Origin of the sequence: Micromonospora sp. 15K316 (assembly GCF_004348525.1) — a bacterium.
Taxonomy (GTDB): domain Bacteria; phylum Actinomycetota; class Actinomycetes; order Mycobacteriales; family Micromonosporaceae; genus Micromonospora.
The window spans coordinates 1-15578 of sequence record NZ_SMKG01000139.1 but is presented as its reverse complement, the minus strand read 5'-3'; the positions used below and the strand labels follow the sequence as shown (position 1 = coordinate 15578).

The following is a 15578-nucleotide window of genomic DNA, read 5'->3' as shown; positions in this document are numbered from 1 at the left end:
CCACCCACCCGCGGTCGGGCGCGGGGACGCAGGCACGGCCCGGGGACCTAGGCTGGGCTCATGACCGACCAGTACGGCGGACCCGTCGACGAGTCCTGCGTCCTCACCGAGGGTCCCTGGACGCATCGGTTCGTCGGCGCGAACGGCAGCCGGTTCCACGTGGTCGAGGCGGGCACCGGACCGATGGTGCTCTTCCTGCACGGCTTCCCCGAACACTGGTGGGCCTGGCACGAGATGCTTCCGGCCGTCGCCGACGCCGGCTTCCGGGCGGTCGCCGTGGACCTGCGCGGCTACGGCGCCAGCGACAAGCCACCCCGGGGATACGACGGATACACGCTCGCGGCCGACACCGCCGGGCTGATCCGCGCCCTGGGTGAGCGTTCCGCCACCCTGGTCGGCACCGGCGCCGGCGGGCTGATCGCCTGGACCGCCGCCTCGTTCCACCCGGCGCTGGTCCGCCGGCTGGTCGTGCTCGGCGCGCCCCACCCGCTGCGGCTGCGCGCCGCCATCTTCGCCGATCCGCGCGGACAGTTCGCCGCCTCCACCCCGGCGCTCAAGTTCCAGCTGCCCCGCTACGAGCACGTGCTGACCCGCGACGGCGGGGCGCTCGTGGAGGAGCTGCTGCGCCGGTGGGGTGGACCGGACTGGGTGGCGGGCCCGCGCTTCGCCGAGTACGCCGAGCGCTGCCGGGAGGCCATGCAGATCCCGCAGGCCGCGTTCTGCGCGATGGAGGGCTACCGCTGGGCGTTCCGCTCAGTGCTGCGGCTGCACGGCTACCGCTTCGTCAAGCTGATGCAGCGGCCGCTGGTCACCCCCACCCTGCAACTGCACGGCGCCGCCGACGTCGCCGCCCTGCCGCGTACCGCCCAGGGTTCGGGGCGCTACGTGGTCGCCCCGTACGAGTGGCGGCTCCTCGACGGGGTGGGGCACTTCCCCCACCTGGAGGCACCGGACGTGGTGCTCGGCGAGATCCTGCGCTGGACGAAGTCCTGACCCGGCCCGGCGACCGTCAGATCCGCTGCTCGCGCAGGTCGGTCACCTCGGCGGCGGGCGCCCAGCCCTGGTAGACGCCGAAGTCGAAGACCTCTAGCCGCATCGCCTGGGCCACCGGCCACCGGCCACCCGTGTACTCGACCCGCAGCCAGCCGTCGTGCTCACCGAGCACGATGAACGGCTGCCCCTGCCACCTGCAGGTGGTACGGACGTACGCCAGGTCCTCGACCTCGCTCGCCGGCAACACCCGCACGTACCGGCCGGGCCGGACCTCGTCGAAGCCCTCCCCCGCCTCCGGCTGGTAGAGGCGCACGTCGTCACCGTCCGGGCTGGCCTGGTACTCCCGGCCCCGCCAGCGGGCCACGTAGCCGTCCCGGATCACGCGGCACCCACCTCCCGCCAGCGCAGCGCGTCGCTGTCCAGGATCGCGACGACGCGCTCGCTGCCGTCCGCACCGACCCGCCAGAGTTGGGCGCCGTGTGGCAGCCGGGCGCTGTCCACCTTGAACTCCGCCACCACGTCGCTGCTCTCCCCGGGCGCGAACCCGTTGCCGCGGAACGGCGGGCGCTCGATGACCCAGCCCTCCATCGCCCGCATGGCCGCCTCGTTCTGGCCGCCGTAGGGGATCCGGTAGAGGCTCGGGCGGTACGCCGGCCAGCGCAGCACGTAGATCTCCTCGGCGTCCCGGGAGAACGGCGACTCGGGGTAGTTGAGCCCGAGCGCGTCGTGCAGCTGCGCGGGCGTGTTCAGGTGGGCCAGTTCGTTGGCCCGGTGCACGAAGCCGGAGACCCGGTCGTAGCCGCGTTCGAGGTAGTAGGCGACCTGGCTCGGGGCGACCGCCTTCTGCATCATGACCGGCCGGGACGGGTCGACCGGCTTCGGCGTGGTGCGCGGCTGCCCGGTCGGCTCGGCCGGGGCGGCCGCCTCCTCCGCCTCCACGTCGTCGCCCAGGCCGACCTCGGCGGCCCAGTTGGCCAGCCCGACGATCTGCTCACCGGGGAGCTTCGCCCCGACCGGCGTACCCGGGTTGACCGCGAAGGACCACGCCTCGTCCGGCCACCGCCGGATGAGCTGGACGAACTTGAACTGGGCGGTCTCCACCTCGCCGTCGACGCGCTCGGCCAACCGCTCCGGGGAGGTGTAGACCACGACGAAGGTCTCCCCGTCCAACTCCTCCGTACGCCAGACGAAGCCGGGATCGCCGGGCCGGCTGCCGGGCGCCGACTCGGCCGCCACGGGCAGGAGCACCCGGGCGAGCAGCAGCGTCGAGAGGAAGGTGTCGGTGCTTCCCGCGCCGGCCGCGCCGAGCAGGTCCTCCTCCACCGCGTTGGCCGGCTGGAAGTCGGTTGCCGGCTTCTCGTCGGGCCCGCTCGTCCCCTCCGCGCCCGACGATCCGGCGAGGACGACAGTGGATTCACCGTCCGCGGCGGCCGTCGCGGCGGCGCGTGGCTCGGCCGGCGCCGGCGCGTTTCCGTCGGCACGTTCCGCATCGTCGGGCGCCGGCCGTGCCGATCGCGGCGTCCAGAAGTCCGGGGTGGCGTCCGCGACCTGCCCGGAGGCGGCCGAGGAGCTGGCCCCGCGCAGGTCGAGCGTCGCGTCGGCCGCGGAGCCACCCGGCGCATCGGCCACCCGCGCGCTTCCGGTCGTCTTCGGCCGCATCCAGGGACTGCCCGATCGGGACGTCCAGGGGTCGCCCTCCGCGCCCTGGTCGGAGGAGGGGGCGCTGCCGGGTCGGGACGGGGACCAGCCGGCCTCGCCCGCGTTCGCGCCGACCCGCGGCTCCGGCGAGCCGGCGCGGTTCGGCGTGGTCGAGCCGGAGGGGTGTGGCGTGGTCGAGCCGGAGCCGGCGCGCCCGGCGGACGGAGCGCCGAACGGATCGACAGGCCCTGCCGCCGGCAGGTCGAGGTCCCGGGACTCGATGATCGTGCCTTCGATGACGATCGGCGTGAAGCCCCGGCGCGTCGCCGGTGGACCGGAGACCGGCTCCGCCACGGACGGTGGAAGCTCCTCGGCGGGTTCCGCTCCCCGGGGCTCCGGGCGGGGGCGTGGCGGCAACGGCTGCGTCCGTTCGCCCTCCGGGTCGGTGCCGGCTCGGCGCCCGGCCGACGGTCGCGCCGCCGCACCGAAAACGCCGAAGGCTCGGGTGGGCTCCTCGGACCGCGGATCGGGTCGGCGGGGTGGCAGCGGTTGGGTCGCCTCGACGCCGGTGGCCTGGCTCGCCGCCGCCTGCGACGGGCGCGGAGACGGGGTCGGTTCCCGGGCGGCGGAGAAGAACGCCTGGGTCACCTCGGGGTCTCTCGGCCCGTCGACCGGCCCGCGCCGCGGAAACGGCTGGTCGCTGCGCCCGAACCGGGACGGTGGTGCGGCCCGGTCTGGAGAGCGGAGCGGACTGCGGGGCGCCGACCCGCGGCCGGAGGTCGGCTCGAAGAAGGAGCGGCGCGGTGTCTCGACCGAGTCGCCCGACGCGGCCGCCCCGTTGCCGGAAGGAGTCCCGGCGGGCGCCGTCCGCGCCGAGGAAGGCCGGCTCCGGTCCCGGTCGGACCGGTCGGCGGTGGTGGCGGGCGGGGGGCTCTGCTCGCCACGCCTGGCGCGGGCCGGGTCGGCACTGCCGGCCGCCCAGGTGGCCGGCGTCGCCTCGCCGGGCCGTCGGGGCAGCGCCACGGAGGCCGGCGGTATCCGGGTGGGCGCTCCGCCGGCTTCGCCACCCGACGGCCCGACGTCGGACGCGGTGGCCCGCAACGGCGCCCGCCCCGGTGACCCCGCGTCGGGACGGCCCGCGGCCGGTGCCGCTGAAGGATCCCGACCGACCTCGGCGGCCCGAGCGCGGGCCAGCGACTCGGCCCGCTCCAGCCTCGCCCGGGCGCCGAGCGTACGGCCGGGCAGCCGCACCTCACCCCGGGAGAGCTGGGCGACGTACCAGGCGGGCAGGTAGCCCTCGACCGGCAGGCCGGGATTGATCGCCAGCCACCACTCGGGGTTGGGCCAACCGGCGGCCAGGTCGGCGAACGCGATGCGACGGTTGGCGCCCGCGTTGTCGCCGACGCAGGCCCGCAGAGCGGTGGCGGAGGTGAAGGCGAGGACATGGGTGCGGCCGCCGCTGGTCCACGTGCCCCAGCCCGACGGGCCGGCGGCCGGCTGCGTCGTCGGAAGGAGAAGATCGGTGCGCGCCAGGATCCGGAAGTATCTTTCCTGGTCGTTGGCGCGTAAGGCGTCCCGCATCGCCGCCTCGGCCTCCGTGGCCGGCTCCCATTCGGTCACGGCCACCTCTCCTCCCGAGAACAGGCCATAGGCATCGCCTACAACCTACAAGGTGGTAACAAGATCACAATGCCACCCGTCGGCGGTGCGCCGAGATACCGCGCGGGCGATAACATCCCGTACCGGAACCGACACGATACGGAGGCGACCGATGTCCCGGTCGATGGCGTGCGCGGCCCTGGCGGCGCTGGCCGCGGCGGTGCTGACCGGCGCTCCGGCCGCCCTGGCCGCCCCGCCTGCGGCCGCGACGACGCGCGAGGTGGCCGCCGCCTCCGGCGAACCGTTGACCGCCGGGCACGGGACGGCGGTCGCCGAAAACCGCCGAGCCGCGCCGGGCTGTGCCACCCCGCCGGCTCCTGGTGGGACGGTCACCGGCACACCCTGGGCGCAGCAGCGGTACGCCCCCGAGCGGCTGGCCCCGCTGGCCACCGGGGCCGGGGTGACGGTCGCGGTGATCGACTCCGGGGTGGACCAGGCACACCGCCAGCTCGCCGGTCGGGTGCTCGACGGCACGGACCTGCTCGACCCGGGCGGCGACGGCAGTCGGGACTGCGCCGGCCACGGCACCGGCGTGGCGAGCATCATCGCCGCCGCACCCCGGGCGGGCGTGGCGTTCCGCGGTCTCGCGCCGGGCGCCCGGATCCTCCCGGTCCGGGTCAGCGAGCAGCAGGTGGTGGCGGGACGCGAATCGGGGCGTACGGTCAGCGCCGCCGAGTTCGCCCGGGCGATCCGGTGGGCGGTGGACCACGGGGCGGAGGTGCTGAACCTCTCCGTCGTGCTCTACACCGACCATCCGGCCGTACGGTCCGCGGTCGGCTACGCGCTGGCCCGGGATGTGGTGCTGGTCGCCGCCGCGGGGAACCTGCACGAGGCCGGCGACCCCCGTCCCTATCCGGCGGCCTACGACGGGGTGCTCGGGGTGGGCGCGATCGGGGCGGACGGCGCGCGGGCGCCCTTCTCCCAGACCGGCCCGTACGTCGACCTCGTCGCGCCGGGCAGCGACGTGCTGATGGCAGCGCCCGGTCGGGGCCACCACCGGGCCGAGGGCACCAGTTACGCGGCCCCGTTCGTGGCCGCCACCGCGGCGCTGCTGCGCGAGTACCGCCCGGGGCTGAGCGCCGCCCAGGTGGCCGAGCGGATCGTCGCGAGCGCCGACCCGGCACCCGACGGCGGGTACGGCGCCGGCGTGCTCAACCCCTACCGGGCGGTCACCGAGACGCCCGGGCCCGCGCCCGGCACGACCCGTCCGGTCGCCGCCCTGGCCGACGACCGGGCCGACCCGGCGCGACAGGCGCAGCTGGCCCGGCGGGCGGCCGCCCGGGACCGGGCCCTGGCGGTGGCGGTGGTAGCCGGCGGGTCGGCCGCCGCCGTCGTCCTGCTCGCGCACCTGCTGCCGCGCGGTGCCCGCCGTCGTTGGCGTCCGGCCGACCCCGGCTAGCTCCCGTCCCCCGAGTCGCGCCCCGGCGGGCCGAGGCGCCCTTACGCCCCCTCACCGCGACCACGACGGGCACGGCGGACCCGGCGGCGGTCGCCGTCGCGGCCGACTCGCGGCGGGACGGCGGTTCGGCGGGACGGCGGTTCGGCGGGACGGCGGTTCGGCGGGACGGCGGTTCGGCGGGACGGTGTCGCGACGGTCGGTGCGAGGAACGGTGTCGACTCCGGAGCGACCGACGGCGTCGCCTGTCGTGGCCCGGATCCCAGGCGACGACAGGCGACACGGGGCGGGGGTGCGATCCTGCGGAACGGGTTCTGACCGGCCGACGGTGGCGCGACCCCGGAGTGGGCGGGCGGCCGTGGCCTGCGGAACGGCCCTGCGGAACGAGCTCTGACCGGCCGACGGTGGCGCGGCCCGGAGCGGGCCGGCACCACCGTCGGGGTGGATCACCGCCGGCCCGCGACATCGTCGGGCACCCGGCGGCACGATGTCACTGGAACAGGCCGACGTTCTTCCTCTCAGTGTCCAGGTAGTCGGCCGCGGAGTCGTCGACCGCGAGTTTGATGTCGCGCAGCATCGCCGAGAGGTCCTGCGCGGCGGCGCGCCAGCGCCCCTGCCGCTGCTCGTAGGCCTGCTGGGCCTCGCCCGCCCAGCCGGCGACCAGCGGTGCGGCGTCGCGCTCCAGCTGGCCCAGCTGCGAGTCGAGCGTGTTCAACGCCTTCTGGATGTCCGCGCTGGCCTGTTGCAGCGCGGCGAAGTTGACGACGAGTACGCCGTTGTCCATCTGCGGAATCCTCCCCCTTGCATCGGAACCTGTCAGAGCGGCAGCTGGATGCCACCGCGGTTGGCGCCGGCCACGCGGCCGGCGGCCTCGCTGTCGGAGGCGTCGTACTGCTGCCCGGTCGTACGGATCGCACCGGCCGTCTCCCGCAGGGCGCGCTGCAGGGCGGCCTGATCCTGCGCCCACTGCTGCTTCACCTGCTCGAAAGATCGCCCGCCGGCGCCGCGCCAGGCCTGCTGCAACACGTCGAGCTCGGCCAGCAGGCCGCTGAGCATCGACTGCAGGGACTGGTCCACCTGTTCGAACTTGGCCGCGGTCTGCTGCATCACGGCGGCTTCCGCCTGGGTCTGGGACACTTTCGGACCTCACCTCGTCTCGTGGTCTCGGCTGGCCGTGGGTGCGCTGCCGGAGGAACGCACCGCTCGCGCCCGGATCGTCGTGCACGGCGGGCGCTGGGGTCAGCGGAATTCGTGGCTGACGGTAGTCGCACGGTAGCGGTCCTGCTACCCCGCTCCGCTCTCCTGTGGACAACGCGCAGCCGGCCCGTCACTTACCATGTGCGTCAGCTACGTAGCGGCGAGTGACCGACGGGAGGGGCGGTGACCACGACCAGCGCCCCCGCGCAGCGCCGCGCGGCTCGGCCCGGCGCCGGCCCGCTGCGTTCGTCGGCGCAGTCCGGCACCTCGCCGCGGGTCCGGGCCGGCCAGGTCGTCGCCGCGCAGGTGGCGGCGGCCCTGCCGGTCGCCGCCCTCGGCCGGGGGGCCGGGCCGCTGGCGGGCGCTCTGCTCGCCGCCGCGCTGCTGTTGCCGCTGGCCTGGCTGCGGATCCGGGGCCGTTGGCTCTTCGAGTGGGCCGGGACGGCCCTCACTCACCTGACCCGCCGCAGGGAGCTGCCGGCACAGGCGAGCCCCGCGGCACTGCTCGACCTCGTCGACCCCGGCGCCACCGTCCGGCCCGTCGAACTGGCCGGCCGGCCGGGGGCCGTGCTCGACGACGCGACGGGCATCGTGGCCCTGCTCGAGGTCGGCGATCCCGACGAGCTGCTCGGTGACGGCCGGCAGCCGCTGCCCGCGCCGGTCGCGCTGCTGCCGCCCGCCACACCGGACGCGCCGCCGCTCCGGATCCAGCTGGTGCTCTCGACCACCCCGGCGCCGGCCGTCGGCGGTGCGGCGGGCACGTCGTACCGGCAGTTGACCGACGGGCGGCTGGCCGGGCGCGAGCGGGCGGTCCTCGCCGTACGGGTGTTGCGAGCCGACGGTTGGTCGCCGGAGGAGCTGCGGGTCGCCCTCTCCGGCGCGGTACGTCGGGTCGTCCGTCGACTACGGCCACTGGAGGCGCGCCCGCTTGGCGTGGCCGCGACGCTGCGGATGCTCGCCGACCTCGCCCACCTCGACGGCGCATCGGTGCGGGAGCGCTGGACGGCGGTGCGGGTGGGCGGACTGCACCAGGCGACCTTCCGGCTGGAGCGGTGGCCGGAGCTGGTCGACGACGCCGCGGGACGCCTGGTCACCCGACTGTTCGCGCTGCCGGCCACCGTCACGACTGTCGCGCTCTGCGCCGGGCCGTACGGTGCCGCGGGCACGGTGAACGCCTCGCCGGTCGTACGCCTCGCCGCGGCGTCGCCCGGAGCGCTCTCCCTCGCCGCCCAGGCCCTGCACCGGCTCCTGACCGACCTGGGTGGGCAGCTCCACCGGCTCGACGGGGCCCACGCGGGCGGGCTGGCCGCCACGCTGCCGTTGGCGCTGGCCGGGCCGTCCCGCACCGCGCCGGCGGCGCACCTGCCGGAGCTCTCCCTCGGCGACGCCGGGCTGATGCTCGGCACGAACCGGCAGGGGCGGTCACTGGCCGTCCGGCTGTTCCGGCCGGAGAGCACCCGGGTGCTGCTGGTCGGCGGGGTACACGCGACGCAGCTCGTGGTGCTGCGCGCCCTGGCGCTCGGCGCGCAGGTGGTGGTGCAGACGACCCGCCCGCACCTGTGGGAGCCGTTCGTCCGGGGTGCCGGCACGCCGGACGCGACGGTGCCACTGATCCCACCCGGCCGGCCGCTCCCCGCCGGGGCGGGCACCCCGCTGCGCCCGCTGCTGCTGGTGCGGGACGTCGGTCCGGTGCCGGTCGACCCGCAGCCCGGCCCACCGTGGCGATCCACACTTGTCGTACGCGAGGAGCTGACCAAGGCGGACACGGACGTGCTGGGCCGCGCCGACCTGGTGGTGCTGCAACCCCTCGACGCGGGCGAGGCCGCCCTGGCCGGCGCGACGCTGCGGCTCGGCGATTCCGCGCAGTGGCTGACCCGAATGCGGGACGACATGGTCGCGGTCATCAACCGGCGCGCGCTGCGTTGGGCGCGGCTCTCCCTCACGCCGGTCGAGGCGCACCTCGTCGGTAGCCCGTCCCGCCGCGGCGGACGCCTCCCCGGCCACGTCGGCGAACGGCCGGCCGGCTCGCCGGAGACACACCGGTAGCCGGGACGCCGGACCGACACGGGTTCCACCGCTGGTCGGGGCATGGCACCATCGCCGCCATGGATTTTCTGAAGGGGCTGCTGATCCGGCTGGTCACCACGGCGTTCGCCTTCTGGCTGGCCACCCTGTTCATCCCCGGCATCACGCTCGACTCGGACTCCGCAGTCACCACGGTCATCACGTTGATCCTGGTGGCGGCGATCTTCGGCGTGGTCAACGCGGTGCTCCAGCCGATCATCAAGACCGTCGGCTGCGGCTTCTACCTGCTGACCCTCGGGCTCATCGCCCTGGTGGTGAACGGCCTGCTCTTCCTGCTCACCAGCTGGATCGCCGGGGAGGCCGGGCTGCCGTTCCACGTGGACGGATTCTGGCCCGCGGCGGTGCTGGGCGCACTCCTGGTCGGCATCGTGACCTGGGTGCTGGGCGCCGTCCTGGACCGGGACTGACCCGGTTCGGCGGTGGCCACGGCTGCCAGGGCGCGGGAATCGGCCGGCGCGGCGGGCGGGCCGCAGGGTTAGGTTCGCAGTCGTGTTCACCCTGACCCGCGACGACGGTTACCTGCTCAGCACCGATCCCGGTCGCCTCGACCTGGACCGGGTGCACCACTGGCTCAGCACCGACGCGTACTGGGCGCTCGGCCGCGACCGCGAGACGGTGGGGCGCGCCTTCGCCGGCTCGCTCCCGTTCGGCGTATACCGCCCGGGCGACGGCCGGCAGGTGGCCGTGGCCCGGGCGGTCACCGACCACGCGACCTTCGCCTGGCTCTGCGACGTCTACGTGGACCCGGGCGAGCGGGGGCGCGGGCTGGGCACCTGGCTGGCCGGCGCCGTCCGGGACCACCTCGACGAGCTCGGCGTACGGCGGATCCTGCTGGCCACGCTGGACGCGCACGGGGTGTACGCGAAGCTCGGCTTCACACCTGTCGACCCGAGTCACTTCATGCAGCTCGACCGGCGCGTCCCGACGGTCGCACCGGAGGGCGACCCGGGGGCGACCCGGGCCGACGACGGACGGGTGACCCAGACCACTCGAAAGGAACCCGAAGGTCGACCACCCCTTACGGTTGAGGCGTGACACCGCTGCGACTGGGATACCTCTACGGCTTCGGCGCGTACCTGCTCTGGGGCTTCTTCCCGCTCTACCTCAAGCTGCTGCGCCCGGCCGGGCCGCTGGAGATCCTGGCCCACCGGATCGTCTGGTCGGTGGCGTTCGTGGCGTTGCTGCTCGCCGCCCAGCGCAACATCGCCTTCCTGCGGGCGCTCGCCCGCCGCCCGCGCGCGCTCGCGGCGATCGCCGTCGCCGCGGCGCTGATCGCGGTGAACTGGGGCACCTACATCTACGGCGTGAACTCCGACCGGGTGGTGGAGACCGCGCTCGGATACTTCATCAATCCGCTGGTGGTCGTCCTGCTCGGGGTGACCGTGCTGCGCGAGCGGCTCCGCCGGGCACAGTGGGTGGCGCTCGGCGTCGGCGGACTGGCCGTGGCGGTGCTGACCGTCGACTACGGCCACGTGCCCTACCTGGCGCTCACCCTCGCCCTCAGCTTCGGTGGGTACAGCCTGGTCAAGAAGCGGCTGGCGCTTCCCGCGGCGGAGGGACTCTTCGTCGAGTCGGCGGTGCTGGCCCTGCCCGCGCTCGGCTACCTCGGCTGGCTCACCTGGGACGGCGGCGTCACGTTCGGCCACGTCTCGGCGGGGCACACCACGCTGCTGGTGCTGGCCGGCGCGGCCACCGCGATCCCGCTGCTGCTCTTCGCCGGCGCGGCCAACCGGTTGCCGCTCACCAGCCTCGGCATGATCCAGTACCTCGCACCGATCCTCCAGCTCGCCTGCGGGGTGCTGATCTTCCACGAGCCGATGCCGCCGGCCCGGCTGGCCGGCTTCGCGCTGGTCTGGCTCGCGCTCATCGTCTTCACTGTCGACGCGGTGCGCAACGCCCGGCAGGCGCGGGCGGCCGCGCGTACCGGGGTCCCCGAGCCCGCCGCCGCCCACTGAGCGGGACGGCGGCCGCGCCCGCCGGTCAGCGGACGTCGTAGCCGAGCACCGGGGTGCCGTCGGCGCGCAGCAACTCCAGGCGCACCAGCTCCGCGCCGGTGAACCGGGTGACGCCGGTGAACCGTACGTCGTCGCCGGGCGCGGCCAGCCAGGAGCCGACCTGCTCGGTCGCGCCGTCCGGGCCGTGCGCGACCAAGCGGAAGGTGTACGCCCGCGTCGTGCCGGGACGCGAGTCGTACCCGCAGCGCATGGTCACCTCGGTGCCCCACTCGGTGCCGGTCAACGCGATCTCGGCGTGCACCGGCACGCTCGCGGCCACCGGCCGCATGGCCACCAGCTGCGGCTGCTCGACGACCGGGGCGCTCTCCCGGGGCAGCACGAGGGCCGTGCCGACGCCGACCACCAGGGCCAGCGCCGCGGCGACGAGTGCGGTCAGCGCGTACCGCCGGCGGGCGACCGCCCGTTCACGGCGCCGTTGGTTGCCGGCCTCGTCGAGCAGTGACGGCAGGGAAGGGCCCGACCGGGGTTGCAGGAACTGTTCGAGCCCGGCCGGGTCGAGCCGGCCGAGCAGGCCGGGCAGCACGGCGATCTCGGCGACCGCCTGCCGGCACTCGGCGCACCCGGCCAGGTGCCGTTCGTACGCGGCCCGCTCGGCCGGGGCGAGGGCGCCCAGCACGTACGCGCCGTCGTCCTGCGTGAACTCGCAGCGGCTCATTCGGTCACCCCCATCTCGGCCAGGACCAACCGTAGTGAGCGCAGCGCGTAGTGGGTCCGGGACTTGACGGTGCCCGGCGGCACGCCGAGCCGGGACGCCGCCTCCGTCACCGACCGTCCCTGGTAGAAGCACTCCACGAGCACCTCGCGGTGGGTCGGGCTGAGCCGGTTCAGCGCCTCGGCGACGGTCCACGCCTCCACCGCGCGCTCGGTCTCGTCCACCGCCTCCGGCGGCTCGGGCAGCTCGTCGGTGAAGACCTCACCGACCCGGGTGGACCGGCGCCGCCAGGCGTCGATGGCGAGGTTACGGGCGGTGGTGAAGAGCCAGGCCCGGACCGAACCACGATGCGGGTCGAGCGCCTCGGGATGCCGCCACGCCCGCAGCAGGGTCTCCTGCACCAGGTCCTCGGCGCGCTGCCGATCGCCGTTGACCAGCCGCAGCGCGTGCGCGTACAGCGCCTCCGCGTGCTCGTCGTGCAACGCGCGAAGCAGTTGGGCGTCATGGTCGCTGATGGCGGTCTCCTCGCTCTCGACGCGAGCCCGGCGATGCGTTCGCCCCGGAATACGTACGGTGACCCGAATCGGTTCACCGCAGGTCACGCGGACTTCCCGCCGGTCGACCCGATCGATGTGTTCACGCCTGGTTCACGTTCAGGCCGACGGTCGCTCACCACGTCCTCCTAGCGTCCGGCGCGTAGGCGCGCGCTGGACCGCCTGTCCCGCGAGCCACCATCCCCCATCAGGAGGCTTCCCCCCATGAGCGACCGTCCTCGGCTGCTCCCGCTGCTGGGCGCCACCCGCCACGGCAGCCGTGATGCCATGACCTGTCTCTACCGCTGCGGCAACGCCTGCGACCACCCGGTCCCGAACACCTCGGAGAACGCGTACTTCGGAGATGTGGTGAACGCCGAGGTGTCGCGTCGCGGCGTCGTCCGGGCCGGCGCGGTCGGCGCGCTGGTCCTCGGCTTCAGTGGCGCGGCGGCCGGCGCGCTGGCCGGCGCGGCCCCGGCCGCGGCGGCCGGCGCCACCGTCGCCCCCGAGGCCGCCGGTTTCGGCCGTCCCCGTCCGGGGATCGGCAGCGGTGCGTTGACCTTCAAGCCCATCCCGCCGAACAAGCTCGACACCCTGGTGGTGCCGAACGGGTACGACCACTCCGTGGTCATCAGGTGGGGTGACGAGGTCGTTCCCGACGCGCCCGAGTTCAACCTGCACCGGCAGACGGCGGCCGCCCAGTCGAAGCAGTTCGGCTACAACAACGACTTCGTCGGCGTGCTGCCCCTGGACAAGCAGGGCCGGCGGGCGCTGCTCGTGGTCAACCACGAGTACACCAACGAGGACCTGATGTTCCCCGGCTTCCCCGGCCTGGACAACCTCTCGGTCGAGCAGATCCGCGTCGCCATGGCCGCGCACGGCATGTCCGTGGTGGAGCTGGAGCGGGTCGACGAGACCGGCGAGTGGCGGCCGGTGAGAAAGGGGCGCCGCCAGTACAACCGGCGGGTCACGGCGCTGGCCACCAGGTTCGACCTGACCGGCCCGGCGGCCGGCTCGGCGTGGCTGAGGACCGCGGCCGACCCGAGGGGCCGCACGGTCATCGGCACGCTGAACAACTGCGCCGGCGGGGTGACCCCGTGGGGCACCGTGCTCTCCGGTGAGGAGAACTTCAACCAGTACTTCGTCGGCGCCGACGGCGCCCCGGCCGAGCTGAAGCCGAAGCTGGAGCGGTACGGCATCCCGACCACCACCCGCTACCCGAGCGGCAGCCGCAAGTGGGAGCGCGCGGACGAGCGCTTCGACCTGGCCAGGCACCCCAACGAGGCGCACCGGTTCGGGTGGATCGTCGAGATCGACCCGTTCGACCCGGAGGCCCGGCCGCGCAAGCACACCGCGCTGGGGCGGTTCAAGCACGAGGGCGCGAACGTCATCATCGCCAAGAGCGGCCACGCGGTGGCGTACATGGGCGACGACGAGCGCTTCGACTACCTCTACAAGTTCGTCTCGGACAAGAAGTTCATGAAGGGCGACTCCTGGACCGCCCGCAACCACAACCTCTCCCTGCTGGAGTCCGGCACGCTCTACGTCGCGAAGCTGGAGCAGACCAGCGCCGGCGAGATCGACGGATCGGGCAAGCTCCCGGCGGACGACGCCTTCAACGGCCGGGGTCGCTGGATCAAACTGGTCAGCGGTAACCGCTCCTTCGTCGACGGGATGACCGCGGCCGACGTGCTCACCTTCACCCGGCTCGCCGGTGACAAGGTCGGCGCGACCAAGATGGACCGGCCGGAGGACGTCGAGCCGAGCCAGCTCACCGGCAAGGTGTACGTGGCGCTGACCAACAACACCAACCGGGGTGTCGGCAGCAACCCGAAGGCGGACGAGGCCAACCCGCGCAACGCCAACAAGCACGGGCAGATCCTGGAGCTGGTCGAGGATCGGGCCGACAACAGCGCGGAGACCTTCGCCTGGTCACTGCCGATCGTCTGCGGCGACCCGACCGACGCCTCGACCTACTTCGCCGGGTACGACAAGACCAAGGTCTCCCCGATCTCCTGCCCGGACAACGTCGCCTTCGACGCCACCGGCAACCTCTGGATCTCCACCGACGGCAACGCGCTGGGCAGCAACGACGGCCTCTTCGCGACCGCCCTGGAGGGCCCGGAGCGGGGGCACCTCAAGCAGTTCATGACCGTACCGCTCGGCGCGGAGACCTGCGGGCCGTTCATCACCGGGGACAACCGCTCGGTCTTCGTGGCGGTGCAGCACCCGGGCGAGATCACCGGCGCCTCGGTCGAGCAGCCCGCCTCCACCTGGCCGGACGGCGACTACGCCAAGCCGGGCGTCGTGGTGACCTGGCGCCTCGACGGCGGCCCGGTCGGCAGCTGACCTTCCTTCCGCGGTCCGCCGCCGGATCGCAGAGCGCGGGGCCCTCTCCCAGCCGGGGAGAGGGCCCCGTCGCGTGGCCGGTCAGTGCTGTTCGGCCGCGATGCTGTCGGCGACGGATCGGGCGGTGGCGAGCATCTTGGCCCGGACCATCCGGGCGGAGGTCATCATCTCGTTCGCCGGCAGCGCGCAGGCGAGCACGACCCGGCGTTCCATGTCCTTGTCGGGGCTGACCAGGACCGCGGCGCAGGCCACCCCCTGGCGGAACTGCCCGAGTTCGAGCTGCATGCCGCGGCGGTCGCCGGCGGCCAGATCGGCCTCGAACGTCTCCGAGCTGGTCAGCGTGGCGCTGGTGAACGGGCGCATGCCGTACTCGCGCAGGTAGCGGAACCGCTGCTCGGCGGTGAGCGTGGCGAGCAGGGCCTTGCCGAGCGCGGTGGCGTGCGCTCCCTCGTCGAAGCCGGGGACCAGGTCCTCCAGGTACGGCGAGCGCGGCCCCTCGGCGACCGCGGTGACCGCCACCTGGCCGCCGACGAACCGGCCGAGGTAGTGGCTGTAGCCGGTCTCCGAGGCGGCGCGGCGCAGTGTCTCACCGACCGCCGGTGGCCCGCGGAACGCCGCCACCAGCTCCCGGTAGCGGTCGGCGACCTCAAGACCCACGATGTACGTGCCGTCCTCGCGACGGATCACGTAGCCCTCGTAGGCCAGGGTGCGGACCAGGTGGTACGTGGTGGCGACGGTCAACTCGCACCGCCGGGCGATCTGTTTGACGGTCAGCCCCCTCGGGGCACGGCCGACCGACTCCAGCACTCGTAGCGCGCGGGAGACGCTACGGATCAGGTCCGAAGGTTCCGCCAGGGGGTCGCGCACAACCACCTCCGCCGCCGGGGACTTACACCATATGAAATTCAGAGCCGGTGCGAAACGACTGTTCGGGTCGAGGATGCCAGATCGTCATCAACGGACTGTGTACTCGCGGCCACGATCCGTGGTTCGCCGGCTTCTGACGTAGGTTTGCCGGACGATGACCGAGACCGCCACCACCCCCCTCAACGGCGCCGCCC

General features: G+C 74.3%; 14 protein-coding genes. 7 read left to right on the top strand and 7 right to left on the bottom strand.

What is annotated here, in order from left to right; translation table 11 throughout:
- Nucleotides 1–60 precede the first annotated feature (60 nt).
- Nucleotides 61–993, top strand: coding sequence for an alpha/beta fold hydrolase (locus tag E1211_RS22370; protein WP_132350971.1), 933 nt, complete (start codon nucleotides 61–63; stop codon nucleotides 991–993).
- Between the two features lie 16 nt (nucleotides 994–1009).
- Here E1211_RS22370 and E1211_RS22365 read toward each other — a convergent pair whose 3' ends face one another.
- Both E1211_RS22365 and E1211_RS22360 read right to left on the bottom strand, forming a co-directional pair.
- A complete protein-coding gene (locus E1211_RS22365; protein ID WP_132350970.1) occupies nucleotides 1010–1375 on the bottom strand; it encodes a hypothetical protein in 366 nt (121 codons plus the stop codon).
- Nucleotides 1372–4251: an SseB family protein gene (locus E1211_RS22360; RefSeq protein ID WP_243709642.1), complete on the bottom strand. Its 2880-nt coding sequence runs from the start codon at nucleotides 4249–4251 to the stop codon at nucleotides 1372–1374. Before E1211_RS22360 ends, E1211_RS22365 begins: the two co-directional genes overlap by 4 nt.
- 151 nt (nucleotides 4252–4402) lie before the next feature.
- Here E1211_RS22360 and mycP point away from each other — a divergent pair, with 151 nt between their 5' ends.
- Nucleotides 4403–5689: a type VII secretion-associated serine protease mycosin gene (mycP, locus tag E1211_RS22355; protein WP_132350969.1), complete on the top strand. Its 1287-nt coding sequence runs from the start codon at nucleotides 4403–4405 to the stop codon at nucleotides 5687–5689.
- Between the two features lie 487 nt (nucleotides 5690–6176).
- On the opposite strand, the gene E1211_RS22345 is transcribed toward mycP, so the two are convergent.
- Both E1211_RS22345 and E1211_RS22340 read right to left on the bottom strand, forming a co-directional pair.
- Entirely contained in the window at nucleotides 6177–6470 is a 294-nt protein-coding gene (locus tag E1211_RS22345; protein ID WP_132350967.1) for a WXG100 family type VII secretion target, read from the bottom strand.
- Nucleotides 6471–6502: 32 nt separating this feature from the next.
- Complete coding sequence (locus E1211_RS22340; RefSeq protein WP_132350966.1) at nucleotides 6503–6823, bottom strand: WXG100 family type VII secretion target; 321 nt, start codon at nucleotides 6821–6823, stop codon at nucleotides 6503–6505.
- Between the two features lie 243 nt (nucleotides 6824–7066).
- Between E1211_RS22340 and eccE the strand changes: the two genes are divergently transcribed.
- From eccE to rarD, 4 genes are all read left to right on the top strand, one after another.
- Nucleotides 7067–8929, top strand: coding sequence for a type VII secretion protein EccE (gene eccE / locus E1211_RS22335; RefSeq protein ID WP_132350965.1), 1863 nt, complete (start codon nucleotides 7067–7069; stop codon nucleotides 8927–8929).
- 59 nt (nucleotides 8930–8988) lie between these two features.
- Nucleotides 8989–9375, top strand: a complete 387-nt coding sequence (locus E1211_RS22330) for a phage holin family protein (RefSeq protein WP_132350964.1) — start codon at nucleotides 8989–8991, stop codon at nucleotides 9373–9375.
- 82 nt (nucleotides 9376–9457) lie between these two features.
- Complete coding sequence (locus tag E1211_RS22325; RefSeq protein WP_132350963.1) at nucleotides 9458–10003, top strand: GNAT family N-acetyltransferase; 546 nt, start codon at nucleotides 9458–9460, stop codon at nucleotides 10001–10003.
- Complete coding sequence (gene rarD / locus E1211_RS22320) at nucleotides 10000–10923, top strand: EamA family transporter RarD (protein ID WP_132350962.1); 924 nt, start codon at nucleotides 10000–10002, stop codon at nucleotides 10921–10923. The genes E1211_RS22325 and rarD overlap by 4 nt, the downstream gene beginning before the upstream one ends.
- 25 nt (nucleotides 10924–10948) lie before the next feature.
- Here rarD and E1211_RS22315 read toward each other — a convergent pair whose 3' ends face one another.
- Together E1211_RS22315 and E1211_RS22310 are read right to left on the bottom strand one after the other, a co-directional pair.
- Nucleotides 10949–11638 carry an anti-sigma factor gene (locus E1211_RS22315; protein WP_132350961.1) on the bottom strand — a complete coding sequence of 230 codons (690 nt, stop codon included), beginning with the start codon at nucleotides 11636–11638 and terminating at the stop codon, nucleotides 10949–10951.
- Nucleotides 11635–12129, bottom strand: coding sequence for a sigma-70 family RNA polymerase sigma factor (locus E1211_RS22310; RefSeq protein WP_243709643.1), 495 nt, complete (start codon nucleotides 12127–12129; stop codon nucleotides 11635–11637). Before E1211_RS22310 ends, E1211_RS22315 begins: the two co-directional genes overlap by 4 nt.
- 264 nt (nucleotides 12130–12393) lie before the next feature.
- On the opposite strand from E1211_RS22310, the gene E1211_RS22305 reads away from it, so the two are divergent.
- Nucleotides 12394–14517 carry a PhoX family phosphatase gene (locus tag E1211_RS22305; RefSeq protein WP_132350960.1) on the top strand — a complete coding sequence of 708 codons (2124 nt, stop codon included), beginning with the start codon at nucleotides 12394–12396 and terminating at the stop codon, nucleotides 14515–14517.
- A gap of 81 nt (nucleotides 14518–14598) precedes the next feature.
- On the opposite strand, the gene E1211_RS22300 is transcribed toward E1211_RS22305, so the two are convergent.
- Nucleotides 14599–15384: an IclR family transcriptional regulator gene (locus E1211_RS22300; protein ID WP_132350959.1), complete on the bottom strand. Its 786-nt coding sequence runs from the start codon at nucleotides 15382–15384 to the stop codon at nucleotides 14599–14601.
- Nucleotides 15385–15578: the final 194 nt, after the last annotated feature.